Genomic DNA, 22,139 nt, shown 5'->3' with positions numbered 1-22,139 from the left:
GACTGGCGCACGTGTTGCGACAGGTCCGAGGACATCGAGATGGTGAGGCCACGAACGTGGTGTTCAAGTCGGTGCTTGGAAGTCGAGACGACGCCGAACTTGCCCGAGACTTTGCGAACCTGCTCAGTCTCCCTGATCTGGTGGTGAGCGGTGTCAGTGAGGCAGCAGATCCCGAGCACGACGACCTCGATTGGCTGTTCCAATGGCGGCCGGCGGTGACAAATGCCCTGAACCAGGCTTGGGCGTTCACCTCGGCAATTCAAGGGGTGAAGCAGCAATACTCGGGTGAACATTTGGTTCACCTCGAAGCCTGTGGCGTTCTGCTGAGCAGGGCCAAGTTCGAGCCGCGGATCGACCCAAGCACCATTGAGAGTCTGCGCGAACAGACTCAGGCGCTCCACGAAGAACTTCTCCAAGCCGATAGTCTTCCAGCCGATTTGCGATCATTTATGCTCGATCACCTCGATCGAATCCTTCGTGCACTGCGCGAGTTCGCTCTGCGAGGGGCTGCGGCTCTCAGAGACGCGGTCGACCAGACCGTCGGGGCGTATGTGACCACTGGGATGGTTCTGCGTGAACGCACCAGCGATCCCAAAACTAGGTCGTGGGTGGAACGGTTCAAGAGCGTTCTCGCAGCGGTGGGTGCCGTGACCACTGTCGCCACCGGGATGCTTGCACTTCCGGCGGCGGCAGAGGAAGCGATCAACGTGCTCACGTCCACCGAGGACACGACCTCCCAGCCAACAGTCATCGTGAAAGAGTGGACTGTTGGTATCGACGAATCATCCAGCGATACTGGAGAGTCCGTGTCCGGATAGGATCAGCCTTCGAACACGAGACGGGTGCGAGGCCTCGTCTCGCCGGCGGCTGCAGTCGACCGCTGACACCCGATCCCCTGAGCGTCGTGCGTAGGTTCCCTGCCGACTCGGCTCGCGTTCAGCGCTTCTGAGGGCCGAGGTACTGATACAGAGTGGTGCGTCCGACACCGAGGACCTCGGCGATCTCGGTCTGAGACATGCCGCCCTCACGCATCTTTCGGGCCTGTCTGATTCGACTGTCAGTCATCTTCCGAGGGCGGCCGCCGACCTTGCCCCGGGCGCGGGCCGCGGCGAGACCGGCGGCGGTCCGTTCCCGAATCAGGTCTCGCTCGAAGCTCGCGAGCGCACCGAAGATGTTGAAGATGAGTTTGCCGCCGGCGGTGGTGGTGTCGATCGCCTCGGTCAGCGACCGGAAGCCGACGCCCTTCTCTTCGAGGTCGGTGATCGTCTGCAGCAGGTGCGGAAGGTTCCGACCCAACCTGTCGAGCCGCCACACCACCAGGGTGTCACCCTCGCGCAGATGTGAGAACAGGCTGTCGAGTTCCGGGCGGCTGGTCGTCGCGCCGCTCGCGACGTCGGTCCAGATCCGCGAACAGCCCGCGACGCTGAGCGCGTCGCTCTGCAGGTCGAGAGTCTGCTCCGCGGTCGAGACCCTCGCGTAGCCCAAAAGTTCGCTCACGGGGCAAGACTGTTCCATAACTCACCGACAGACGACTTTTCGACGTCAAGGTTTTCGACATGAGTTTCCGGACAAATCCGGCCCAGGTGGTTCGCATCGCGGTGTTCGGATTGCCCCATGTTCGGAAAACGACCGTTTTCCGAACAGAGGCCGCGACCGACCGCTGAGGGACCAGAACCGCGTGCGCGATGTTGGCATCACGAGGCTCCGGAAGTCGGCGCCGAGGTATTGCGGTACGGAGTGCGTACCGCAATACTCGGGGCATGGACTTGTCTCTGACGAACATGGCCGCCAGGCGCACAGATGCGCAGCAGCTCGTGACGATTTTTCGCGACCTAGGGAACTCTCACGTCGATCAGACTGCCGTCAAGGCGGCGCTTCTCCGCGGCCACTCCCAGAGGGAGATCGCGAAAGCCTTGGGGATGAGCAAGTCTCGCGTCAACGAACTAGCTCGGCGGCCGTGGTATCCGACACCACCCCGCGGCCGCGACGACGACGTCATCCAGCGCCAGGTCCCACTGATGATCGACTTTCTCACCTACGTCTGGGGATCCAAGGAAGCCGCGGACGAGGCCGTCGCCGTTTGCCGGGAGTACGACCGCGAACGTCTCCCCTTCCACTTTGCTGACACGCATCCCGCCGACTGGCTCGAGCAGATGCGCGCGCAACACGAGGCCGAAGACATCCCGCCGACGGACACCCGGAACCCTCCGACACCGGGACGGAAAAAGCACTGACCGGAGCTCGGGTATTGCGGTTCCCGCTGGGTACCGCAATACTGCGTTCATGAGTGGAGACCAACCGGCCCGCGCCGACCTCGCCCAACGCCGCCGCGACGCCCGCCACCTCGTCGAGCACCTACGTTTCCTCGAGGACAACGTCGTCGGGCCGGCCCTGGTGAAGGACGCCCTCCTGAGCGGTCTCAGCCAGTCCGAGACAGCGAAGCTGCTCGGGATGAGCAAGCGAACGGTGAACCAGAACGCCCGCCGGCCCTACATGGAGTACGCGACGGTGCGTGACGAGCGCGCGGCGGAACGTCGGAGCCTGAGCTCTGCGTTCCTGTCGTACGTCTGGGGATCAGAGGATGCAGCGCGGGCGGCCATCGAGCGATCCGTCCAGTACGACCGCGAACGACTCCTCATCGAAACCGAATGACCCATCACCGACAGTAAATAGGTAGCCGAAGGCCGACTGGACTGATATTCCCTCGGCGGCGGCGTGGCCGTGCCCCGCATATTTGTTCGGTGGTCGATGTTCGCAGCTCACGCGGAGGCGAGCCACTGTGACACGAGACTTCCATATCGACCGCTGACCCCAGCCTGTCGTCAACTTTGGCACTGCCGCAGAGTCGCTTCATGGGCCTGCACAGGATTCGGACTGCTGAGCACAGCCCCACGACCATGTCACTTATGGTCCGCGGCATCGACACGGTGACTGTGTCTGCGACCGCATGGAGTCGACTGGTACCGACGCGCCGAGTAGAGAGCGCGCCTGCGCTGGCAACAGACACTGACCGAACGCGAGCAGCGGTGGCGTGACTCCGGCCAGCATCTGGTCGATCACCATACCTACCGACTCGAAGGCGCCACCGTCGCGTGGGCATCAGATACTGAGTACCCAGTAGGGCCTCGAGCCGCCCGAGAGGCCTGGCCTCCCCCGACGGCAGGCCAGGCCCTTGCGCCGCATCTCGGTTTCACCGGTGATGCTGTAGCGACTTCCCAGACTCCTTGTCACCGGTTTCGGTCGTCGAAACCTCCTGTGTAACAGAGCTCCGGGTGTGGTTATAACTTCGTTGGGGTCCAGCGGCTGTGCCTTCCTCGGCCTTCACAAGTCCAGTACGAGACGCTGACAGGCGGCACGCGACACACAGATCATCAGGCGGTCGTTCGCGGCCCGTTCGCTCGGTTCGAGGACGGTGTCGCGATGGTCGATGACGCCGGACAGCACCGGTGTCTCGCAGCTGCCGCAGGTGCCTTCTCCGCACGAGGACAGGACGTCGATTCCTCTATTCAGCAACACATCGAGGATCGACTGGTTGGCCGGAACCGTGAGCACGCTTCCGTCGGAGGCGATCTCGATCTCGAAGTCGACGTCATCGCCGGCCATTTCATCGGCGAGCGGGGTGAAGCTCTCGGTGTGGATTCGATCCGGTAGCCAATTCGTGCACCGCGTCCGGACGGCGTCGAGCAGGGTCGCCGGGCCGCAGCAGTACATCTCGGTTCCGGGCCGAGGTCGTGCCAGAATGGAGTCGAGGTCGAGCAGTCCCTGTTCGTCTTGCGGCACCAGGGTCACCCGCGTCCCATACCGCTCCACGAGGTGCTCGGCGTAGGCCATCGATGCCCTGGTCCGTCCGCCGTAGAACATTGTCCAGTCGGCTCCGGCGGCGTGCACCGCGGCCACCATGGGTAACAGGGGAGTGATCCCGATACCGCCCGCGATGAAGAGGTAATGCTCCGCGGGTCGCAGTGCGAAGTGGTTTCGCGGACCGCGAACCCTGACGGTGGCGCCTTCGATGAGGTGCTCGTGCACGTGCTGGGATCCGCCGCGGCCCGCGGGGTCCAGCAGCACCGCGATGTGCCAGGCGGTGCGGTTGGCGGGATCGCCGCAAAGTGAGTACTGGCGGGTGAGGCCGTCGCGCAGGACGAGATCGATGTGCGCGCCGGGTGCCCAGGCGGGGAGAGCATCGCCTCGGGGATCGACGAGTTCGAGCTCGATGACGCCGTCGGCGCAAATGCGTCGGCTGCGTAGGTGGAGGAGGAGGTCGGAATCCGGGATCATGGTCATCTTCGTTCTCAGTTCGGCAATGTTCCGGGCGAGGGTTGTTCGGTGGCGGCCAGGCCGTCTCCGAGGCGGCGACGGGACTGTGTGGTGGCCGTCCACGCGGCGGCGATCATGCGGTCGGTTTCTCGTTCGAGGTAATCGTCGAGCGCGGCGGAGAGCGCGTCGTTGAGGTTCGCCTTCATCGCTCGCAGCGATTCCGGGCGTGCTGCCGCGATGCGTTCTGCGATCGCCAGAACTTGTGGCAGAAGATCATTCGTATCAATGACCCTGTTAACGAGGCCGATGCGTTCGGCGGCCACGGCGTCGATTCTGCCGGGCATCAGGAATATCTCCCGGGTGCGTGCGGGACCGAGCAGACGGGTCGCGAACCAGATGGCACCCAGTTCTCCGGGAACTCCGTGGTCGAGGAACGCTGTGTTGAATCGTGCTCGGGTGGCGGCGAAGCGGAGATCCGCGGCAAGCGCCAGGGCCAGACCTGCTCCGGCGCAGCCGCCGTTGACTGCTGCGATCGTGATCTTCGGCATGCGATGGAGATGCCGTATCACGCGCACCGCCCCGTCGACCTGCTGGCGGTGCGCGTCGGGTGACCGTTCCCACTCGGCGGGGGCGTAGTCATCGGGAGGCCCTATTCCGCCAACGTTGAAATGGCGTCCGTTACCGGTAAGCACCAGGACGCGCACGGACGCATCCGCTGCTATCTCCCTGAGCGCGCTCTCGAGGCTCGAAATTTGGCTGTCAGTGAAGGCGTTTCCCAGTTCGGGCCGGTTGAACCGGATGACCGCGACGCCGTCGGAATCGGAGCGTTGGATTTCAGTGGTCATAGATGATCCGTGTTTGCTGTCGGTCGGGTCTTTAGGACGCGTTTCGGCTGGTGTTCGCTGCCGCAGAGGCGATTTCATCGAGGCGGTCGAGCATGGGCATGCGGTCCTGGCCGATGCTTCCGGCGAAGCGCGCGGCAATCTGCTCTGGCGTCCACGCCTCGGCGTATGCGGCGCGGACCTCACGGGGCTGTGCCCACAGGGCGATCTTCGGTCCGGCAACGGTGTACACCTGGCCGGTAACGTCTGCTGCTCGCTCGGACAGGAGGTAGATGACCATTGGTGCGATGTCTTCGGGTTCGCCGATCTCGTCGACGTCGAACGGTATGCCGGCCGACATGCGGGTGTTCGCGACCGGCGCGATGGCGTTCGCGGTCACGCCGTACTTGTGGAGCCCGAGGGCCGCACTGCGGACAAGTGAGACGACGCCGCCCTTGGCGGCGCTGTAGTTCGCCTGCGAGATGCTGCCGGCGAAGGCCCCGGAGGTGAACCCGATCAGGCGGCCGCCACCCTGTTTGCGCATGACCGCAGACGCGGCACGAAAAACTGTGAACGTGCCCTTCAAGTGTGTTTCCACGACGGGGTCCCATTCCTGCTCGGACATGTTGAACAGCATGCGTTCCCGCAAGATCCCAGCCACACACACGAGGCCGTCGAGTCGACCGAACTCGTCGAGTGCGGTCTGCACGATGCGCTCGCCGCCCTCCATCGTCGTAACCGTGTCGGCGACGGCCACGGCGGTCCCGCCGGCCTCACGGATCTCGCGGACCACCCGGTCCGCGACTTCGCTGGTCGGGTTGGCGCCGTCGATGCTCACGCCGTAGTCATTGACGATCACCTTGGCGCCCTCGGCGGCGCACGCCAGCGCAATTGCGCGCCCAATACCTTGGCCGGCGCCGGTGACGGCGACGACCTTGTCCTGGAGGAAGTTGCTCATGTCTACTCCTGTCGTTCGTGGGGGCGCGGTCAGGCGAGACGTTCGATGATGGTGACGTTGGCCAGGCCGCCGCCCTCGCACATTGTCTGGAGGCCGAAGCGCCTGCCGGTGCGTTCGAGTTCGTGCAGCAGTGTGGTCAGCAGTCGGGCACCGGTTGCACCGAGCGGGTGTCCCAGCGCGATGGCGCCACCGTTGACATTGACCTTCGCGTGATCGATGCCGAGTTCCTTCTCCCAGGCGAGCACGACCGATGCGAAGGCCTCGTTGGCTTCGAACAGGTCGATGTCCTCGATTCCGAGTCCGGTGCGCGCCAAGGCGCGCTGCGTGGCGGGGATCGGAGCGGTGAGGATCAGCCGGGGATCCGAGCCCCGGCAGGAGATGTGGTGGATCCGTGCGCGCGGGCGGAGGTTGTGCTCGCGCACCGCACGCTCGGACGCGAGCAACACGGCCGCGGCGCCGTCGCAGTTCTGGCTTGCCAATCCCGCGGTGATGAGTCCATCCGGGGAGATTGAGCGCAGCGCGGCCATCTTCTCGAGCGAGGTGTCGCGACGTGGGCAGCTGTCAGCGGAAGCGCTTCCCAGCGGCATGATTTCGCGTTCGAAGCGGCCCTCGTCGATGGCGTGCACCGCGCGGCGGTGGCTCGTCAGGGCGAAGTCTTCCATATCCGCGCGGGTGATCGACCACTTCTGCGCGATCTGTTCCGCCGCAGTGAACTGCGACGGCTGGACGCGGCCGTACCGCTCCGTCCAGCCGACGGAACCGAGGAACGGCTCGCCGAACGCGGGGTCGACGCGCCCGGCCGACGAGATCGGTACGGTACTCATGTTCTGGACGCCGCCGGCGATGACCAGGTCCGCGGTACCCGACAAGATGCCCTGCGCCGCGAATTGCACAGCCTGCTGCGAGGATCCGCACTGCCGGTCGATCGTGACTCCCGGCACCTCCTCGGACAGTCCGGCCGCGAGCCACGACGTGCGGGCGATGTTGAAAGCTTGCGAGCCGATTGTGTTGAGGCAGCCGAAGACGACGTCGTCCACGGCCGCCGAGTCGATGTCGGCCCGATCGATCAGGTTCTTCAGTACGTGCGCGCCCAGGTCGGCCGCGTGGACCCCCGCCAGCTCCCCGCCGGTGCGGGTGATGGGCGTTCGGATGGCGTCGACGATGTATGCCTCTTGCATTGCGTCCTTCTGGAATCGATGTGGATGGCCCCGAGGTGGTCGGCGATATTTCCGGCCTGCCACCCCGGTGAGCGCGTTCAGGCCGTGGTGAACCGGATGGGTACGGAGTTGAATCCCTGGACGAACTCGGCGTACTTGCGGCGGCAGCCGTCCCAGTCGACTTCATAGGAGTCGATGGCGTCCAAGAACTCTTCCAGCATGATCGTGCCGAGCCGAAGTGCGGTGCTCTCACCGAGACACTTGTGCTGGCCATGCCCGAACAACAGGTGCCGACTGTAGGTCCGATGGATATCGAAGACGTCGGCGTTCGGGAACTCGGCTTCGTCTCGACTCGCCGAACCCCACATCATGATCACCTGCTGGCCGGGAAGCAGCGTCTGGCCGCAGATCTCGACCTCGCTGACCACCTCCCGGCACATGATGTCGGTGGGATGGTCGAAGCGGACGGCCTCCATGAAGGCGTTCTGGATCAGGCTCTTGTCGGCGCGCACGGCGGCGAGCTGCTCGGGATGTTGCGCGAGGTAGTACAGGGTCGCGGCGACGCTGATTTCGGTGGTTTCCGAGCCGGTGACGATCAGCGTGAGCAGGTTGCCCAGGATCTCCTCGTCGGTAAGTGCTCGGCCCTGGACCGTGCCGCTGAGCATGACCGCAAGGTCGCCGTGGGCGGTGGACGGATCCTGCCGTGCTTCGGCGACCAGGTTCTGCAGGTAGCCGAAGACCTCGCCACCTGCCTCGGCGTTGGCCTGGGAGGTGCCGCGCTGCCCGTGTTCGCGGGTGAAGAGTTGCTCGGCGCGGTGCCGGATCCGTTCCGCGTCGGCCTCGGGTAGACCCACCTTGTGGCCGGCGAAGCGGGCGGCTACGCGGCTGGCGTAGTCGCGGAAGACGTCCATCGTCCCGTCGCCGCCCGCGAGGAGCGGGGTGAGGACCTCCTGGGCCAGGCTGCGCATGTTCGCGGCGTCCTGGTCCGCGGCGGCCTGCTTGTAGGCGGGTTGGAGCAGTCGGCGCGCAGCAGCGTGCGCGCGTGCGTCGGCCTGGGTGAAGTTGGGGAAGCTGGGTTCGTCGAGCAACGAGTTGATCGGCGGCATGCCGCGGTTCTCGGTGGAGAAGTTTTTGAGATCCCTCGCCGCCCGCCAGACGGCTTCGAAGCTGGCGAGTGCCCAGGCGTTGTACTGCGGGAGGTAGTGCAGGGGTCCGGCGGCGCGGAGTTTTTCGTAGACCGGTCGGGGGTCGACCATCGCCTCCGGCGCGAAGGGGTCGTAGTCGATGGTCGTTCCTGCGGTGTCTGTGGTGGGGGAGGTCATGGCGGTCGTCCTTGTCGTCAGTAGCCGTGAAGGAGATCGACGAGATTGTCGAGGGGTTGGTCGCTGGTCCATCGCGCGACGTTGTCGGCGAAGGACCGCAGGATCGATTCCCACACCCCCCGCCCGTTCCAGGAGGCGTGGGGACTGAAGCGCACTTGGGGGTGCCGGTACAGCCAGTGGCCAGCCGGTAAGGGTTCCATCGGAGCAACATCGATGGACGCCAATGCAATCTGCTCCTCGTCGAGCGCGTTCTCAAGGTCGCGCTCGACGATCAGCCCGGCGCGGGCGACGTTGATCAGGTGGGCGTCGGGTTTCATCAGCGACAGAAACCGTGCGTCCACGATGCCGCGGGTGGCCTCGGTGAGGGGCGCGGCGAGCACGACGTGGTCGGCGTCGGCTAGCAGCTCCTCAAGACTCCGGACGAGAGCCACGCCCGGAACCGGGCTCGGGGTGTCACTGCGTCGTAGCGCCTTGACCTGGGCGCCGAACGCCAGCGCGCGCGTTGCCAGTGCGGTTCCGGTGGCACCGAATCCGAGGATCGAGATCGTGGCGCCTTGGATTCCGCCCAGTTCGGGGCCGCCCCACTGTGCGGGTGGCTCGTGAACCCACGACTCGGGCAACCGCTTCTCGGCGGTGAGGATCTGTGCCATCACCCATTCCGCGATCGGGACCGACGTGGCCCCCCGGCTAATAGTGAGTTTCCGGTCGCCGAGTAGGTTGGTTGGGAAGTCGTCTACGCCGGTGCCGACGGTGTGGACCCACCGCACGCCCCTGCCGAGAACCTCGGGCAGGTTCGGCGTCCCCTGCATCAGCGTGAGCAGCACCTCGCCTTCCACGTCGTCGGCGAGTGGACCCTGCTGCGGAACCGGGACGATCTCAGCATCGATGCCGTTGTCGGCGAGCATTTTCCGCATCAGGGGTAGATCCCCGAGATGACTGAGAATGCGGGGTGTGGTCATGGCGCGTTGCCTGCGACCGACTCCGCGAGTGATTCGCTGGTGAGCCCGTGGTGGCCCCAGTCGTCGCCGCCGGTGAACTCGTTGGTGATCCAGGTGTCCTCGTCGACGAGGACAGGGTCGCATCCGATCTCGACCTCGAAGCCTGCGGGGCTGCGCATGTAGAACGAGAGCATGCGGTCGTTCTTGTGCCGGCCGAGCGAAGCGGTGATGGCCAGCCCGGCTGCGGTTGCGCGGTCGAATGCCGCACCCACCTGGTCGACATCCGTGACCTCGAGGGCGATGTGGTGGGTGCCCGAGACCGGGCCGACCGCGCTGAGCGCGATGCTGTGATGGCGCGGGGTGCACCGCAGGAAGTGAATCGCCATGTTCGGACCGAAGTTCATGAAGTCCGAGGTGCGCATGCCCAGCACGGACGTGTAGAACTCGAGGGACGCGGGCAGGTCCTGCACCATCAGTACCGCGTGGCCCAGGCCACCTTCTGTGACGAAGCCCGGCTCGCCCAGTGGGGAGCGGAAGGCGCCGTCGACGGTCGGGCCCCAGAAGACCTCCAGCCGGGTTCCGGCGGGGTCTTCGAACCAGGCCATATTCTGCACACCGCGTTCGGCGAGCTCGCGTTCAGTCGCCGCCTTCGGTGCGGCGCCGGCGGTCTCGAGTGCGCTGACCGCATCGTCGAACCTCGCGCGGTCGCCCACCTCGAAGCCGATGAAGCCGATGCCGGGGGTGGCGCACTCTCGCGTCGCGATGCGCCAGCTGCGATTGTCAGCCTTGAAGTAGGATGCGTCGCCGTCGCCGGCCGGACGGGTAACCTGCTCTAATCCCACGACGGCCGTGGCGAATTCGTCCCATTCCTGCCGGCTGGGGACGTTGAGTCCGATGTATCCGATGCCACGAAGGTTCATGTCGTTTCTCCCGTGAGGTCAGTCGAACAGGTCGGGCTGCTCGAGAGTGATTTCGGTGAAGTAGCCCTGGAAGCCGAGCCAGCCGGCATACGCGGAACCGGCCTGCTGGTTGGTGTGGCGCGCCATCTCGTGGTTGATCACCTTGTAGGGCCGCCCGGTGGCTTCGAGGCGCATCTGGGACTGGCACACCTGGTCGAAGAGCAGGAACCAGAAGACGGCCTCGTCGACGGTCTCGCCGACGGTGATGTGGCCATGGTTCTCGTGGATGACGGTGTTGACGCCGGACGCGGCGGGTGTCTGCTCGGCAAAGGCTTCGCCGATCCGGTCGCCCACACCGAGGTCGAACACGACGCCCTCGAAACCCTCGACGATGCGCTGGGACTCGTAGAACGAGCACGCGTCCTGGCTGGTGGGATCGATCAGCCGTCCGGTCGCCGACCACGGTCGGCCCCAGGGGGAATGCGAGTGACACGCGGCGACGACCCCAGGATTGTGATGGTGGATCCGGGAGTGGATCGCGAACGCCGCAGCGTTCACCATTTTGTCGCCCTCGACGACGGCGCCGCTGCGGTCGACGAGCAGTAGATCGGACACCCGCATCTTACTGAACGGAACTGACAGCGGGTTGACCCAGAAATGATCCAGGTGTTCGGGATCGCGCACGGTGATGTGTCCGGCGATACCCGTCGTCAGGCCGAGCTTGGCCAGCACCCGGAAGCCGGCCGCCAACCGCTCCTTGCGATGCCGGCGTTCCTCGGCGAGGTCGGTGAACGTGGGCGGGGCGATCCGGGACATCGTCTCCGCGGTCGCCTCGCGTTCGCGGGTCGAGACGATGGGTTGGGCAGGCATAGAGATCCTCCACGGTGAGTGACGGGAATCGGTCGATCCGGGCTATTGCAACGCTACGGCTCGTATCGTAACCTTCTCTTGTGACGTAGGCAACACCTTGATTTCAACGTCTATCGCTGTGTACTGCTTTGCCGCACAACCAGAGAGGTTTCAATGTCCGTTCACAGGGTCGAAATCGGCCTGATCTCCGAGCGCGATGACCTGGTCGACTTCTACCGCGACACGTTCGCGTTGGACGTGCTTGAAGCACGCCCGTTCACGGTGGGAGTCGTCCACCGGCTTGGCCGGGGGGACGCGATGGTGAAAATCATGGTTCCGGCCGATCCTCCCGCCGCTCCGGAGCCGGCCCGCGAACAGTTCTGGGACCGGGCAGGGCTGCAGTACTTCGCGCTGTGGGTCGACGATCTCGACGCGGCGGCGGTGCGGTGTACGCGTGCGGGCGGGGTTGTCGTGAACGGCCCGCTCGATGTGCGTCCCGGCCTGCGGTCCGCGGTCGTGCGTGATCCTGACGGCAATGTCATTGAGGTCATGGAGGCATCGCTGTGACCTTGCTCCGGGCCGCAACCATCTGGAAGCTGATCGAGGCGCGTGCCGCCGCGACGCCGCGGCACGTCTTCCTGGTGGACGACTTCGAGCGCGCCATGACGTTCGCGGAGTACCGCGACGAGGCGCTGCGCACCGCCGCCGGACTGCGGGATCTCGGGTTCGGCGCCGGTGACACCCTCGCCTGGCAGCTGCCGACGTGGATCGAATCCATGGTGCTCATGGGCGCGGTCTCGAGGCTCGGCGCCCGGCAGCTGCCGCTCCTGCCGATCTATCGGGAGGCCGAACTGTCGCGGCTGCTCGAACGCTCTGGCGCGCAGGTGTGGGTGCTGCCCTCCCTGTGGAAGGGCACCGACTACCACGCACTGTCCGAGCGGGTGCTGCAAGACAACCCCGGGATTCGAACAGTGTTCTGCGACAATGATCTACCGGTCGGCGACCCGGCGACCCTGCCGCCGCCCGAGGCGTCGAGCGAGCAGGTGACGTGGCTGTTCCCGACGTCCGGCACCACCTCGGCCCCGAAGATCGTGATGCACACCGACCGCTCGATCATGGCCGGCGGAGCGGCCTTCTGCCTAGCTCAGGGGTTGCGCCCGGACGACCGGTACGGCATCGCCTTCCCGATCACGCATATCGGCGGGGCGAACAACCTCGCGGCCGCGCTCCAATGCGGATTTTCCCTGGCGCTCAGCCAAACGTTCGATCCGGCCGCGACGACCGCGTCGTTCCGGCGCAACGAGGTCACCGTCGCCGGCGGCGGGCCCGCGTTCTACGCGGCCTTCCTCGCCGAGCAACGACACAGTCCCGGCGGGCTGATCCTTCCCGCTCTGCGGTTCATGACCGGCGGCGGCGCTCCCATGCCGCCAGCGATGCATCGACAGGTGCGCGACGAGATCGGCGGTGCCGGCTGCGCGCACGGCTACGGCATGACCGAGTGCTGCATCGTGGCCATGAACCACCCCGAGGACACAGACGACCGCTTGTCGGACACGGTCGGACGACCCGCGCAGTACGTTGAGGTCGACGTGCTCGGGGCCAGTGGGCCGGTCGGTGCGGGGATCGACGGGGAGATACGCATACGCGGAGAAGCCGTCTTCACCGGCTATCTTGGTGGGCCGACGTCCGGTCTGGATGCCGACGGGTGGTATCGCACCGGTGATATCGGGCAGTTCGACACGGACGGCTATCTCCACATCACGGGCCGGCTCAAGGACATCGTGATCCGCAAGGGCGAGAACATCAGCGCTACCGAACTCGAGGACGTGCTCTACACCCATCCGAGCATCGACGAGGTCGCGGTCATAGGCCTGCCCGACGACGAGCGCGGCGAACGGGTGTGCGCGGTGGTCCGCGTCGTCGAGGGAGAACGGGTCTCGCTGCCGGACATCGCCGAGCACTGCATCGCTGCCGGGTTGATGCGGCAGAAGATCCCTGAGCAGCTTGAGGTGGTCGACCTGTTGCCTCGCAATTCGGCCGGGAAGGTGCTCAAAAAGGATCTGCGCGAGCGCTTTACCGCACGTTTGGCGCAATGAAGGATGCACTGTGGCAATTACTTTGAGAGATCGGTGCGCGATCGTCGGGGTCGGGCACACGCGCTACACGCGGGGAACGTCCGCGTCGACACTTGAGCTGCAACTCGAGGCAGCAACGGCCGCGCTGGGGGATGCGGGTCTGACCACGGCGGACGTCGATGCGGTGATGCCGAACGACATGTCGGATCGGATTGCCGAGGAGTTCATCCTCAACCTCGGCCTCGAGGATCTCGCGTTCACCTCGACCATCCACACCGGCGGCGCCAGCGTCATCTCGGCGATCCAGAGCGCCTGCATGGCGATCGCCACCGGCGTCGCGACGTGTGTGCTGGTGGTCGCGGGACGACGGGGATACAGCGAGCAGCGGGTCTCGACGACGAGTGTGCGGCCCATGCCGGTACTGGCGGCCGTGAATGAGTTCGAAAAGCCGTACGGCAGTCTCGTCGCCGCGCAGTGGTTCGCGCAGTCCGCGCAGCGGCACATGCACGAATACGGCACCACCAGTGAGCATTTTGGTCACGTCGCCCTCACGTGCCGCGCACACGCCAACCTCAACCCGAACGCGTACATGCACAGTCGGCCGATGACGCTCGCGGACCACCAGTCCTCACGGATGATCACCACCCCGTTCCACCTGCTCGACTGCTCCCTCGAAACCGACGGCGCGGCTGCGATCGTCATCACGAGTGCCGAGCGCGCGGCCGACCTGCGCCGCGAGCCGGTGCTGATCAGCGGTGTCGGCGAGGGTCATGGATCGCCGCCCACGTCGATCACCCAGAAGCCGGACCTCACGTTCGTCGAAGGCATGCACTTCGCCGGCCGTCGGGCGTTCGCGATGGCCGGTATCGGACCCGACGAGATCGACTGTGCCCAGTTGTACGACGGCTTCACGTGGTTCGTCCTCGCGAGTCTCGAGGCACTGGGATTCTGCGGGCGCGGTGAGTCCGGTCCGTTCGTCGCCGACGGCCGGATCGGCCTCGGCGGACAGTTGCCGGTCAACACCCACGGCGGACTGCTCTCCGAGGCCCACGTGTCCGGGATGAATCACGTGATCGAGGCAACGAGGCAACTTCGGCGCTCGGTCGAACCGCAGCGGCAGGTCACCAGCTGCGAGACGGCCCTGGTCACCAATGAGGGCGACTTCCACGAGGGGTCGGTCCTCATCCTGCGGAAGGGGACGTCGTGAACCGCGGACCGCTGCCCGAGCCGTCGGAGCTCACCGACGGATTCTGGGCCGCCGCCCGGCAGAGCCGGCTGGTGATCCAGCGCTGCGAAGCATGCGGCGTGCTGCGCCACTATCCGCAGCAGCGCTGCCCGCGCTGCCTGAGCGCCGAGTGGAACTGGCGCGAGATCGCCGGCCGGGGGGTGATCCACAGCTTCACCGTCACCCACCAGGCGTTCCACCCGAGCTGGGCGGACCGCGTGCCCTACGTGGTCGCGACCGTCGAACTCGACGAATCCGTCCGCATGGTGACCGACCTCGACGAGCCCGCCGAATCGGTGGCCATCGGTGACCCCGTCGAGGTCTTCTTCGACCGGATCGACGACCAGCACACGCTGCCGCGGTTCCGGATCCGGCGACCCAGCCAGGCAGACAGCCGCGACGAACCCACCGCGTGAGCGGTGCACCAACAAGACAACAGGAGAAGCCGATGGACCCCACAGGTCTGCGGGAAGTGGACTACCGGGAAGAGAACGGTGTCGCATGGGTGACCCTGCAACGGCCCGACACCCTCAACGCCCTGAGCAGCGGGATGCGCCAGGAGCTGCGCCGGATCTGGCACGCGCTACGAACCGACGACGCCGTCCGATGCGTCGTGCTCTCCGGGGCGGGCGACAAGTCTTTCTGCACCGGCATCGACCGGTCCGAGATTCTCGGCGACGACGAGGCGTATGACCCTTACGCGTACGACGATCTGGGAGCGGAGATCGGCCCGAAGTCCAACGGGCTGTGGAAGCCGGTCATCGCCGCGATCAACGGGATGGCATGCGGCGGCGCGTTCTACCTGCTCGGAGAGTCGGAGTTCGTGATCGCGGCCGAGCACGCGACCTTCTTCGATCCGCATGTGACCTACGGGATGGCGGCGGTCTATGAACCGATCTTCCTCAGCGGGCGGATGGCGTTCGGTGACCTCATGCGGATGTCGCTGCTCGGCCTCGGGGAACGGCTCTCGGCGGCGTCGGCCCGCGAGTCGGGACTGGTGTCGCAGGTGGTCCCGGCGGATCAGTTGCACGAGGCGGCGAGGTGGGCGGCCGAGACGATCGCCGCGAATCCGTCGGCCGCGGTCCAAACCACGGTGCGCTCGCTCTGGGCTGCGCGCCGGCTCGGCGTCCCCGGCGCGATCGACATGGGCAACGTGCTGCTGGCCGCGGGGAACGACCCCGCGATGCTGCAGGCCGGCCAGGACCGGTTCCGCGGTCAGTCCCGGCCCGAGAGCAAAACCCGGTGATCTTCCGAAGGAGTAAGTGATGGACTTTTCGTTCAGCGACGACGAACGGCGCTTCGACGCCGAGGTCTCCGACTACCTGGCCCAGGAGCGGCAACACCCGGACGCGGCCGTGGTCTTCGCACCGCACCACGAATCCCACTCGCAGCTGGCCAGCCAGCCGCAACATAAGGCGTTCATGCGCCGCCTCGCCGAGCGCGGCTGGCTGGGTATGTCGTGGCCGCGCGAGTACGGCGGGGACGCGCACGAGGGACTCTACGAGTATCTGCTCAACGAGCGGCTGTCGCAGGCGGGCGCGCCGCTGGTCGGCAAGGGCATTGGGATCATCGGCAAGACGATCATTCGGCACGGCAGCGACGATCTGCGGGCGCGGTTCCTGCAGCGGATCCGGACCGCAGAGATCGACTTCGCGCTCGGCTACTCCGAACCCGATGCCGGCTCGGACCTGGCCTCGCTCAGGCTCCGCGCCCGGCGGGTCGACGGCGGGTGGAAACTCGACGGCCAGAAGCGGTTCAGCACCTCGGCACACTTCGCGGACTGGTACTGGGTCGCAGCCCGAACCAACCCGGACGCTCCCAAGCACCAGGGCATCACCCTGTTCCTCGTGGACCTGCAGGACCCGGGACTGACGGTGCTGGAACAGAAGACCATGAGCGACGACCGCACCAACGAGGTCTTTTTCGACGACGTCTTCGTCCCGGACGAGAATGTTGTCGGTGAGGTCAACAAGGGCTGGGTGTACGTGTGCGAGGCGCTCGATTACGAGCGCTACACGATCTACACGGTCGGCGCCCTCGAATCGAAGATGAGCCGGATCGCTTCCTGGGCCAAGGCGACGTCGCGGTCCGGGCGGTCGGTCGCCGACGAACCCGACATCCGTTCCGGCATAGCCGAACTCGCCACCGATCTTGAGGTGGCCCGGATGCTGACCCTGCGGATCATCGACAGGGCCTCCCGCGGCGAGGTGCCGTCCAATGAGGCGTCGATGTGCAAACTCGCGCTGACCCGGCTACACCAGAAGATGGCGAACTGGATGCTCGAGCACTGCGGACCGGCCGGGATCCTGGGACCGGGCGAACCCGGCGCCGCCGATGAGGGCCGCTGGGAGCACTCCTACCGGTCCACGGTGATCGAGACCATCGGCGGCGGCTCCTCCGAAATCCAGAAGAACATCCTGTCCCGCCGCGCGCTGGGACTCCCGACAGCATGAAGGACCACGGCATGACGGGCACCGAGTTCGACGTCGAGGCGATCCTGGCGCAACGGGTAACGCAGGAAGGCCGCGGACCAGTCGACGCCCCCTCGATCGCACTGTGGTGTGCGGCCGCCGAGGACGCCAATCCTCGGCACTGGGCGTCCGTGGACCGGCCCATCGCCCCTCCGGCGATGGCGAGCACCTGGACACAGAGTCCGCCCTGGACGCCGTCCGGACCACCTGCGCGGGCCATGGAACTGCACCACCGCCTCAAGGAGGAGGTCGGTCTGCCGACCGCGGTGGTGCGGGAGGTATCTCACCGGTACGGCGTGCCGGTGCGGGTGGGGGACCGCCTGACCGCGACTCACCGGATCGTCGAGGTAGGCCCGATACGCCCCAGCCGGATGGGGGAGGGCCGGGACTGGTCGGTGGAGGTCGACCACCGCAATCAGCACGGCGAACCCGTCGCGCTCGAGACGTGGGCGTTCCACGGATACCGGCTAGCCGGACCTAGTAGTTCCGGCGCAGCCGGGACCGGACGACCCGGCGGGGCGCTGCAGCCAGTAGCGGGGACAGGGATCACGTTGCCCGAGTTGAGCATCGACATAGATGCGAGCCGGATCGTGAAGGCGGCGGCGGCCAGCGGTGATTGGACCCGTTTCCACCACGACCCGGTCACCGCTGCCGCGGCGGGCTTGCCCGACATCATCCTCAACACCCCGGGACACATGGCGCTGGTCACGCGGTGGATCACCGATTGCGTGGCGCCCGGTGCGCGCCTTCGGCAGCTGGCGCTCCGGTTGCGGCGGTCCGTCGTCCCCGGCGACGTGTTGCGGATCGGCGGCGAAGTCGTCGACGAGTCCGTGACCGCGGACGGCTGGCGGCAACTCGGCCTGGTGTTCACCGAACGGGTCGGGGACAAGACCGCCGCCACCGGTCGCGCCACCGTCGTCGCGGCGGCCAGTTCTGGAGCAGCGGACCCGTGGGACATTCCGCTCGACCGCTGGCAGACGTTCGGCGACACCGACGACCACGCCGCAGACAACCAATAGGAATTTGAAAATGAATCTCACTCTTACCGAAGAACAGCAAATGCTGGCCGATACGGTCCGCGAGATGTGCGACGCGGGATGCGACGGCGAGACCGTTCGCTTGGTGGAGCGGCGGGGTGAAGCGTTTCCCCCGGACTTGTGGAAGCACCTTTCCTCCAGCGGGCTGGTGGGTCTGAGCGTGCCGGAGCAGTTCGAGGGCGCGGGCGCCGGGCTGGTCGAAATGTGCTTGGTGGCCCAGGAACTTGGCCGATCGGCGGCTCCGTTGACTCCGATCGTGTCGTCCGTGCTCGCCGGCGGCATGCTGGCGCGGGCGGCCTCGACAGATCAGCAGAGCACTTGGTTGCCGCGCATCGCGTCGGGCGAGGCTTTGGTCTCGGTGGCCTGGCTCGAAGACGGCGGCGGCTATGGTGCCAAGGACGTCGCGATGGCGGCAGAAATCGTCGACGACCGGGTCCGGTTGTGCGGCAGCAAGACCCTGGTGCCGTTCGCCGACCGGGCCGCCGCCTTCATCGTGCCGGTGCGCTGCGGATCCCGACCCGAGGACATCGACCTCTACCTAGTGCCGGCCGGTCCGGGCGTAGTGAGTACACCGCAGCGCACGCTCGCCGGAGAGTCGCTGCACCGACTCGACCTCGATATCGAGGTGTCCGACAACGCACGGCTGGGGGAACCGGGGCAGGGGTGGCAGATGCTGCACGGGTCGATGGCTGAGGCGGCGATCGCGTTCGCCGCCTACGCCTGCGGCGGTGCGCGCAAGGTGCTCGAACTCGCCACCGAGTATGCGAAGACGCGCGAGCAGTTCGGCCGGCCGATCGGCGTGAACCAGGGGATCGCGCACCCCCTCGCAGACACGTTGGTCGCGGTCGAGGGGGCGACGACGCTCATGTTCGAGGCGGCTTGGAGCCGGGACGCCGGACGCGACGTCCGGATTCTCGCCGCGATGGCGAAGCAGCGGTGCTGCGAGGTGTTCCGTGATGCCGCGGCCGTGGCCCACCAGGTGTATGGCGGCATCGGCTACACCCTCGACATCGACATCCAGTTGTACTCGCGACGTGCCAAGCAACTACAGCTCACGTGGTGGGACAACCGGTTCCTGTCGGACTACCTGGCGAGTCTGCTGCTCGACGAGGACGGTCCGGGCCTGCTCCCACCGATGATTGAGCGATGACAGCTATCCCGGGTGGGCTCCACGACATCCTGACCAGCCGATCGGTCGGCTTCCTGGCAACCCGTGCCGCGGACGGGCGAATCTCGGTGACCCCGGTATCGCCGATGTTCGACGGAACGCGACTGAGGTTCAGCACTACCACCGATCGGGCGAAATGTCGTAATATTCAACGTGATTCACGTGTCACGTTCTGCATGACGGATCCGGCCGATCCGTCGCGTTACGTCGAAGTGCGGGGCACCGCGGTGATCGAACCTGACGACGATCGGTCGTTCATCGACTCGCTGGCGCGCCACCACATGGGTATGGACGAGTATCCCTACGACGCGCCCGACGCCTGTCGAGTCGTCATCACCCTCGTGCCGGAGAAAGTGTCCGCGCCCCCGGTGGCGGGGTCGTCGGACCAGAGCTGATCGCTGTCCTGTTCGACGGCGGCTTCCTGACGGAGCCGCCGAAACATTGCTTGTCGCTTGTCGCTATCTGTCACTTTTGCAAGGAAGGAACTCAGCAGATGTGCATCACATGTTCTGGGGGTCATGAAACCCACAAGGTCAATAGGCGCGGTTTTCTGGGTGGCGCCGGCGTAGTGGCAGCAGCGCTGGGAGCAGGTGTGATCACGGCAGGCCGCGTTGCGGCGGAGCCGTTCTCGACTTCCTCGCTTGCGAGTCTTGCGGGCTCAAGTACGCCGGATCGTGCGGGCAGTGGGAAGTTGTCCGTCGTACTTCTGGGAACCCAGGCAGGGCCGCCGGTCCTTCCGGAAAGAACAGGTATCGCCACAGCGGTGGTCGTCGACGGAGATGTCTACGTTGTCGACTGCGGGCGAGCAGCGGCGACGCAGTACGTCCATGCCGGATTGCGTTTCGACCGGCTCAAGGCGATATTCCTCACGCATCTACACGCCGACCATATCGCCGACTATTACAACTTCTTTCTTCTCGGAGGGCACCTGCCCAATCGCTTCGCCGACCATGTCGACCAGGCCGTGAACGTCTACGGACCCGGCTCGGCAGGGGGGCTGGCGCCGGCATTCGGTGGCGGCCAGGTTCCGACCGTCGGGACCAATCCCACACCCGGGACCGTCGAAATGACGAAACGACTACAGGATGCGTACGCCTACAGCACCAACATCTTCATGCGCGACACCGGTATCAGCGACGTCCGGACCCTCGTCAACCCAACCGATATCGTCGTTCCTGACGTCGGAGCAGATTACCTGGCGACCGCCCCGGATATGGAACCCTTCACCGTGATGGAAGACGACCGCGTGCGCGTCTCGGCCACCCTGGTGCCCCACGGCGTCTGCTATCCGTCTTTTGCGTATCGATTCGACACCGAATACGGATCGGTCACCCTATCCGGGGACACCACATACTCCGACAACCTCCTGAGGCTCGCTCAAAGAACCGATCTACTCATCCACGAAGCGATCAACGTGGAAGGCAGTAACCTACCGCCGGTAGCCCTCTCACACATGCTTGATGGACACGTGGAAGTGCAGAAGGTTGGGACGATCGCGGAGCAAGCCGGCGCACGACGCCTCGTGCTGTCGCACATCGGCGACATCACCCACGGCGTTGTCAATGCCACGGCTTGGCACGCTTGGGCGCAACGCGGCTACACCGGACCGGTCACCATCGGCGCAGATCTACAAACAATCTCCATCGCATGAACCACGGTGAATGTTTGCCGTCAGCTGGCCTGCGGGGTGGCCAGCTGACGGGACCGTCCCTGGAAACGGTGCTTGGCAGGCGTCCAGGTCGGTCTGAGTGAGGTCGTGAGCGTGGTGCGGCTGATGGAACCGCCGCGCGATTCCGGCGGAGTGCGAAGCGGGTTGGGGGGATGGCGTCCGAATCGCGACGGCGAACTCCGCGGCGTGGAGCAGACAGGGAGCGTCCGTATGTTCCGAGGTAGCCAGCCTTCAGGGCGAAGGCGAGTTCTTGACTGTGGGCCAGAAGATTCTGAATAGCCGTTGCTGCCAGTCGTCGCGTACTTGCCCCTGGCGCGCGAACTCGGCCACGTAGGCGCCGACGATGGCATCGATGAGTGCGTCGCTGTCTAGGTCGCGGCGGAACTCGCCGATGTTCCTTGCTTCCTCGATCACGTCGGACACCTGACGTCGGTAGCTCGCGAGGATCGACAGGAACAGTTCACTGAACTCAGGATCCTCGCCGGTGAGCAGAGCGGCCATTCCGCCGAAGCCGATGCCGTCCTCGATGGATGCGACCGCCTGTTCGAGTACCCATGTCAGTCGCTGCCGGGCATCGAGTGTGGCGTCGAGTGGTGACGGGGAGGCCAGCGGCGCCAGTGCGGCAGTGAGCATCTCGCGACGATCCGAGTATCGGCGGTAGATCGTGGTCTTCGCGACGCCGGACAGTGTCGAAACCGCTTCGATCGTGACCGCGCTCGCGCCCCTCGACCGCAAGAGATCGAGCACGGCGGCGACGATCCGCCCGTCAACGGTCGTTGTGGGATGGGGCATCGGTCTCCTTTGGCGCGTCGGGTGGTCTGTGGTCCACCGTACCTATGAACGCTACGCTCGTAGTATCGCTACGAGTCGCGTAGCGTAGCGTGCGGGGGTGATGAAAGGAGTTCACTGTGCGACAAGTTGTTCGTGCTGTTCCGTTTCCCTTTCTGGGCTACGGCCTGGGATTGGTTGGGTTTGTGTTCCTTGGGTCGTTCGTTGCGGCGCTGGCTGGCGGTCACGCGTTTGCACCGGTGATCGGGGTCGCGTCCGCGGTATTCTTCCTCGCGATGGTGATGTGTTTCCGGGCACGTGCGTACCAGATCGCCCACGCGGATCGCGGTGACGAGAGGCTCAGCATGGATCCGATGCGGCCGGCAGAGGATCCGCGCGCGAGCGCGCGGTATCTGATGAATTATCGGGGGATCTGCAGTCGGCCGGTGCGGGCACGCAAGCCCCGCGCCGCCTCGGGCCAGATGTCTGGAGGTACGGGCGCCGCCCGCACTTCCGTGGCAGCTGATC

At 65.9% G+C, this 22,139-nt stretch carries 23 protein-coding genes; 13 read left to right on the top strand and 10 right to left on the bottom strand.

Annotation, left to right across the window (positions count from 1 at the left end; all coding sequences use genetic code 11):
• Positions 1-11: 11 nt before the first annotated feature.
• Positions 12-818: a hypothetical protein gene (locus C7H75_RS25445; RefSeq protein WP_159026044.1), complete on the top strand. Its 807-nt coding sequence runs from the start codon at positions 12-14 to the stop codon at positions 816-818.
• Positions 819-936: 118 nt separating this feature from the next.
• Here the strand turns inward: C7H75_RS25445 and C7H75_RS25440 are convergent, their stop codons facing one another.
• Positions 937-1,497, bottom strand: coding sequence for a recombinase family protein (locus C7H75_RS25440; protein WP_012532622.1), 561 nt, complete (start codon positions 1,495-1,497; stop codon positions 937-939).
• A 263-nt stretch (positions 1,498-1,760) separates the two neighbouring features.
• On the opposite strand from C7H75_RS25440, the gene C7H75_RS25435 reads away from it, so the two are divergent.
• Both C7H75_RS25435 and C7H75_RS25430 read left to right on the top strand, forming a co-directional pair.
• The gene (locus C7H75_RS25435) at positions 1,761-2,234 is read left to right on the top strand and encodes a helix-turn-helix domain-containing protein (RefSeq protein WP_175280080.1); all 474 of its coding nucleotides are present in this window, start codon (positions 1,761-1,763) and stop codon (positions 2,232-2,234) included.
• Positions 2,235-2,283: 49 nt separating this feature from the next.
• Positions 2,284-2,652 (top strand): hypothetical protein, encoded by a 369-nt coding sequence (locus C7H75_RS25430; protein WP_106852252.1) that lies wholly within the window; start codon positions 2,284-2,286, stop codon positions 2,650-2,652.
• A 669-nt stretch (positions 2,653-3,321) separates the two neighbouring features.
• Here the strand turns inward: C7H75_RS25430 and C7H75_RS25425 are convergent.
• From C7H75_RS25425 to C7H75_RS25390, 8 genes are all read right to left on the bottom strand, one after another.
• A complete protein-coding gene (locus C7H75_RS25425; protein WP_106852251.1) occupies positions 3,322-4,281 on the bottom strand; it encodes a PDR/VanB family oxidoreductase in 960 nt (319 codons plus the stop codon).
• A gap of 8 nt (positions 4,282-4,289) precedes the next feature.
• Positions 4,290-5,099, bottom strand: coding sequence for an enoyl-CoA hydratase/isomerase family protein (locus tag C7H75_RS25420; RefSeq protein ID WP_159026043.1), 810 nt, complete (start codon positions 5,097-5,099; stop codon positions 4,290-4,292).
• Between the two features lie 31 nt (positions 5,100-5,130).
• Positions 5,131-6,033: an SDR family NAD(P)-dependent oxidoreductase gene (locus C7H75_RS25415; RefSeq protein ID WP_106852249.1), complete on the bottom strand. Its 903-nt coding sequence runs from the start codon at positions 6,031-6,033 to the stop codon at positions 5,131-5,133.
• 29 nt (positions 6,034-6,062) lie between these two features.
• Positions 6,063-7,211, bottom strand: a complete 1,149-nt coding sequence (locus C7H75_RS25410) for an acetyl-CoA C-acetyltransferase (RefSeq protein WP_106852248.1) — start codon at positions 7,209-7,211, stop codon at positions 6,063-6,065.
• A 77-nt stretch (positions 7,212-7,288) separates the two neighbouring features.
• Positions 7,289-8,512 (bottom strand): cytochrome P450, encoded by a 1,224-nt coding sequence (locus tag C7H75_RS25405; protein WP_159026042.1) that lies wholly within the window; start codon positions 8,510-8,512, stop codon positions 7,289-7,291.
• A 17-nt stretch (positions 8,513-8,529) separates the two neighbouring features.
• Positions 8,530-9,471, bottom strand: coding sequence for an NAD(P)-dependent oxidoreductase (locus C7H75_RS25400; RefSeq protein WP_159026041.1), 942 nt, complete (start codon positions 9,469-9,471; stop codon positions 8,530-8,532).
• Positions 9,468-10,370 (bottom strand): VOC family protein, encoded by a 903-nt coding sequence (locus tag C7H75_RS25395; RefSeq protein ID WP_106852245.1) that lies wholly within the window; start codon positions 10,368-10,370, stop codon positions 9,468-9,470. The genes C7H75_RS25400 and C7H75_RS25395 overlap by 4 nt, the downstream gene beginning before the upstream one ends.
• 18 nt (positions 10,371-10,388) lie before the next feature.
• Positions 10,389-11,219: a class II aldolase/adducin family protein gene (locus C7H75_RS25390; protein WP_106852244.1), complete on the bottom strand. Its 831-nt coding sequence runs from the start codon at positions 11,217-11,219 to the stop codon at positions 10,389-10,391.
• A gap of 153 nt (positions 11,220-11,372) precedes the next feature.
• Here C7H75_RS25390 and C7H75_RS25385 point away from each other — a divergent pair, with 153 nt between their 5' ends.
• The 10 genes from C7H75_RS25385 (at position 11,373) to C7H75_RS25340 (ending at position 20,825) form a co-directional block, all read left to right on the top strand.
• Positions 11,373-11,765: a VOC family protein gene (locus C7H75_RS25385; protein ID WP_106852243.1), complete on the top strand. Its 393-nt coding sequence runs from the start codon at positions 11,373-11,375 to the stop codon at positions 11,763-11,765.
• Positions 11,762-13,294, top strand: coding sequence for a class I adenylate-forming enzyme family protein (locus C7H75_RS25380; protein ID WP_231814319.1), 1,533 nt, complete (start codon positions 11,762-11,764; stop codon positions 13,292-13,294). The genes C7H75_RS25385 and C7H75_RS25380 overlap by 4 nt, the downstream gene beginning before the upstream one ends.
• A gap of 10 nt (positions 13,295-13,304) precedes the next feature.
• Positions 13,305-14,480 (top strand): thiolase C-terminal domain-containing protein, encoded by a 1,176-nt coding sequence (locus C7H75_RS25375; protein WP_159026040.1) that lies wholly within the window; start codon positions 13,305-13,307, stop codon positions 14,478-14,480.
• Positions 14,477-14,914: a Zn-ribbon domain-containing OB-fold protein gene (locus C7H75_RS25370; RefSeq protein ID WP_106852240.1), complete on the top strand. Its 438-nt coding sequence runs from the start codon at positions 14,477-14,479 to the stop codon at positions 14,912-14,914. The genes C7H75_RS25375 and C7H75_RS25370 overlap by 4 nt, the downstream gene beginning before the upstream one ends.
• 32 nt (positions 14,915-14,946) lie before the next feature.
• Complete coding sequence (locus tag C7H75_RS25365) at positions 14,947-15,744, top strand: enoyl-CoA hydratase/isomerase family protein (RefSeq protein WP_106852239.1); 798 nt, start codon at positions 14,947-14,949, stop codon at positions 15,742-15,744.
• Between the two features lie 19 nt (positions 15,745-15,763).
• Positions 15,764-16,951: an acyl-CoA dehydrogenase family protein gene (locus C7H75_RS25360; protein ID WP_106852238.1), complete on the top strand. Its 1,188-nt coding sequence runs from the start codon at positions 15,764-15,766 to the stop codon at positions 16,949-16,951.
• Between the two features lie 11 nt (positions 16,952-16,962).
• The gene (locus C7H75_RS25355; RefSeq protein ID WP_159026039.1) at positions 16,963-17,988 is read left to right on the top strand and encodes a MaoC/PaaZ C-terminal domain-containing protein; all 1,026 of its coding nucleotides are present in this window, start codon (positions 16,963-16,965) and stop codon (positions 17,986-17,988) included.
• Positions 17,989-17,998: 10 nt separating this feature from the next.
• Positions 17,999-19,156, top strand: a complete 1,158-nt coding sequence (locus tag C7H75_RS25350) for an acyl-CoA dehydrogenase family protein (protein ID WP_106852236.1) — start codon at positions 17,999-18,001, stop codon at positions 19,154-19,156.
• Positions 19,153-19,569: a PPOX class F420-dependent oxidoreductase gene (locus tag C7H75_RS25345; RefSeq protein ID WP_106852235.1), complete on the top strand. Its 417-nt coding sequence runs from the start codon at positions 19,153-19,155 to the stop codon at positions 19,567-19,569. Before C7H75_RS25350 ends, C7H75_RS25345 begins: the two co-directional genes overlap by 4 nt.
• 368 nt (positions 19,570-19,937) lie before the next feature.
• On the top strand, positions 19,938-20,825 hold the full coding sequence (locus C7H75_RS25340; RefSeq protein ID WP_231814321.1) for an MBL fold metallo-hydrolase: 888 nt from the start codon (positions 19,938-19,940) through the stop codon (positions 20,823-20,825).
• Between the two features lie 249 nt (positions 20,826-21,074).
• Here the strand turns inward: C7H75_RS25340 and C7H75_RS25335 are convergent, their stop codons facing one another.
• Positions 21,075-21,635 (bottom strand): TetR/AcrR family transcriptional regulator, encoded by a 561-nt coding sequence (locus tag C7H75_RS25335; RefSeq protein WP_106852234.1) that lies wholly within the window; start codon positions 21,633-21,635, stop codon positions 21,075-21,077.
• Positions 21,636-22,139 lie beyond the last annotated feature (504 nt).

Origin of the sequence: Rhodococcus (subgen. Prescottella) equi, assembly GCF_003013675.1 — a bacterium.
GTDB classification, from domain to species: Bacteria; Actinomycetota; Actinomycetes; order Mycobacteriales; family Mycobacteriaceae; genus Prescottella; species Prescottella equi.
This window is presented reverse-complemented; position numbering and strand designations above follow the sequence as displayed.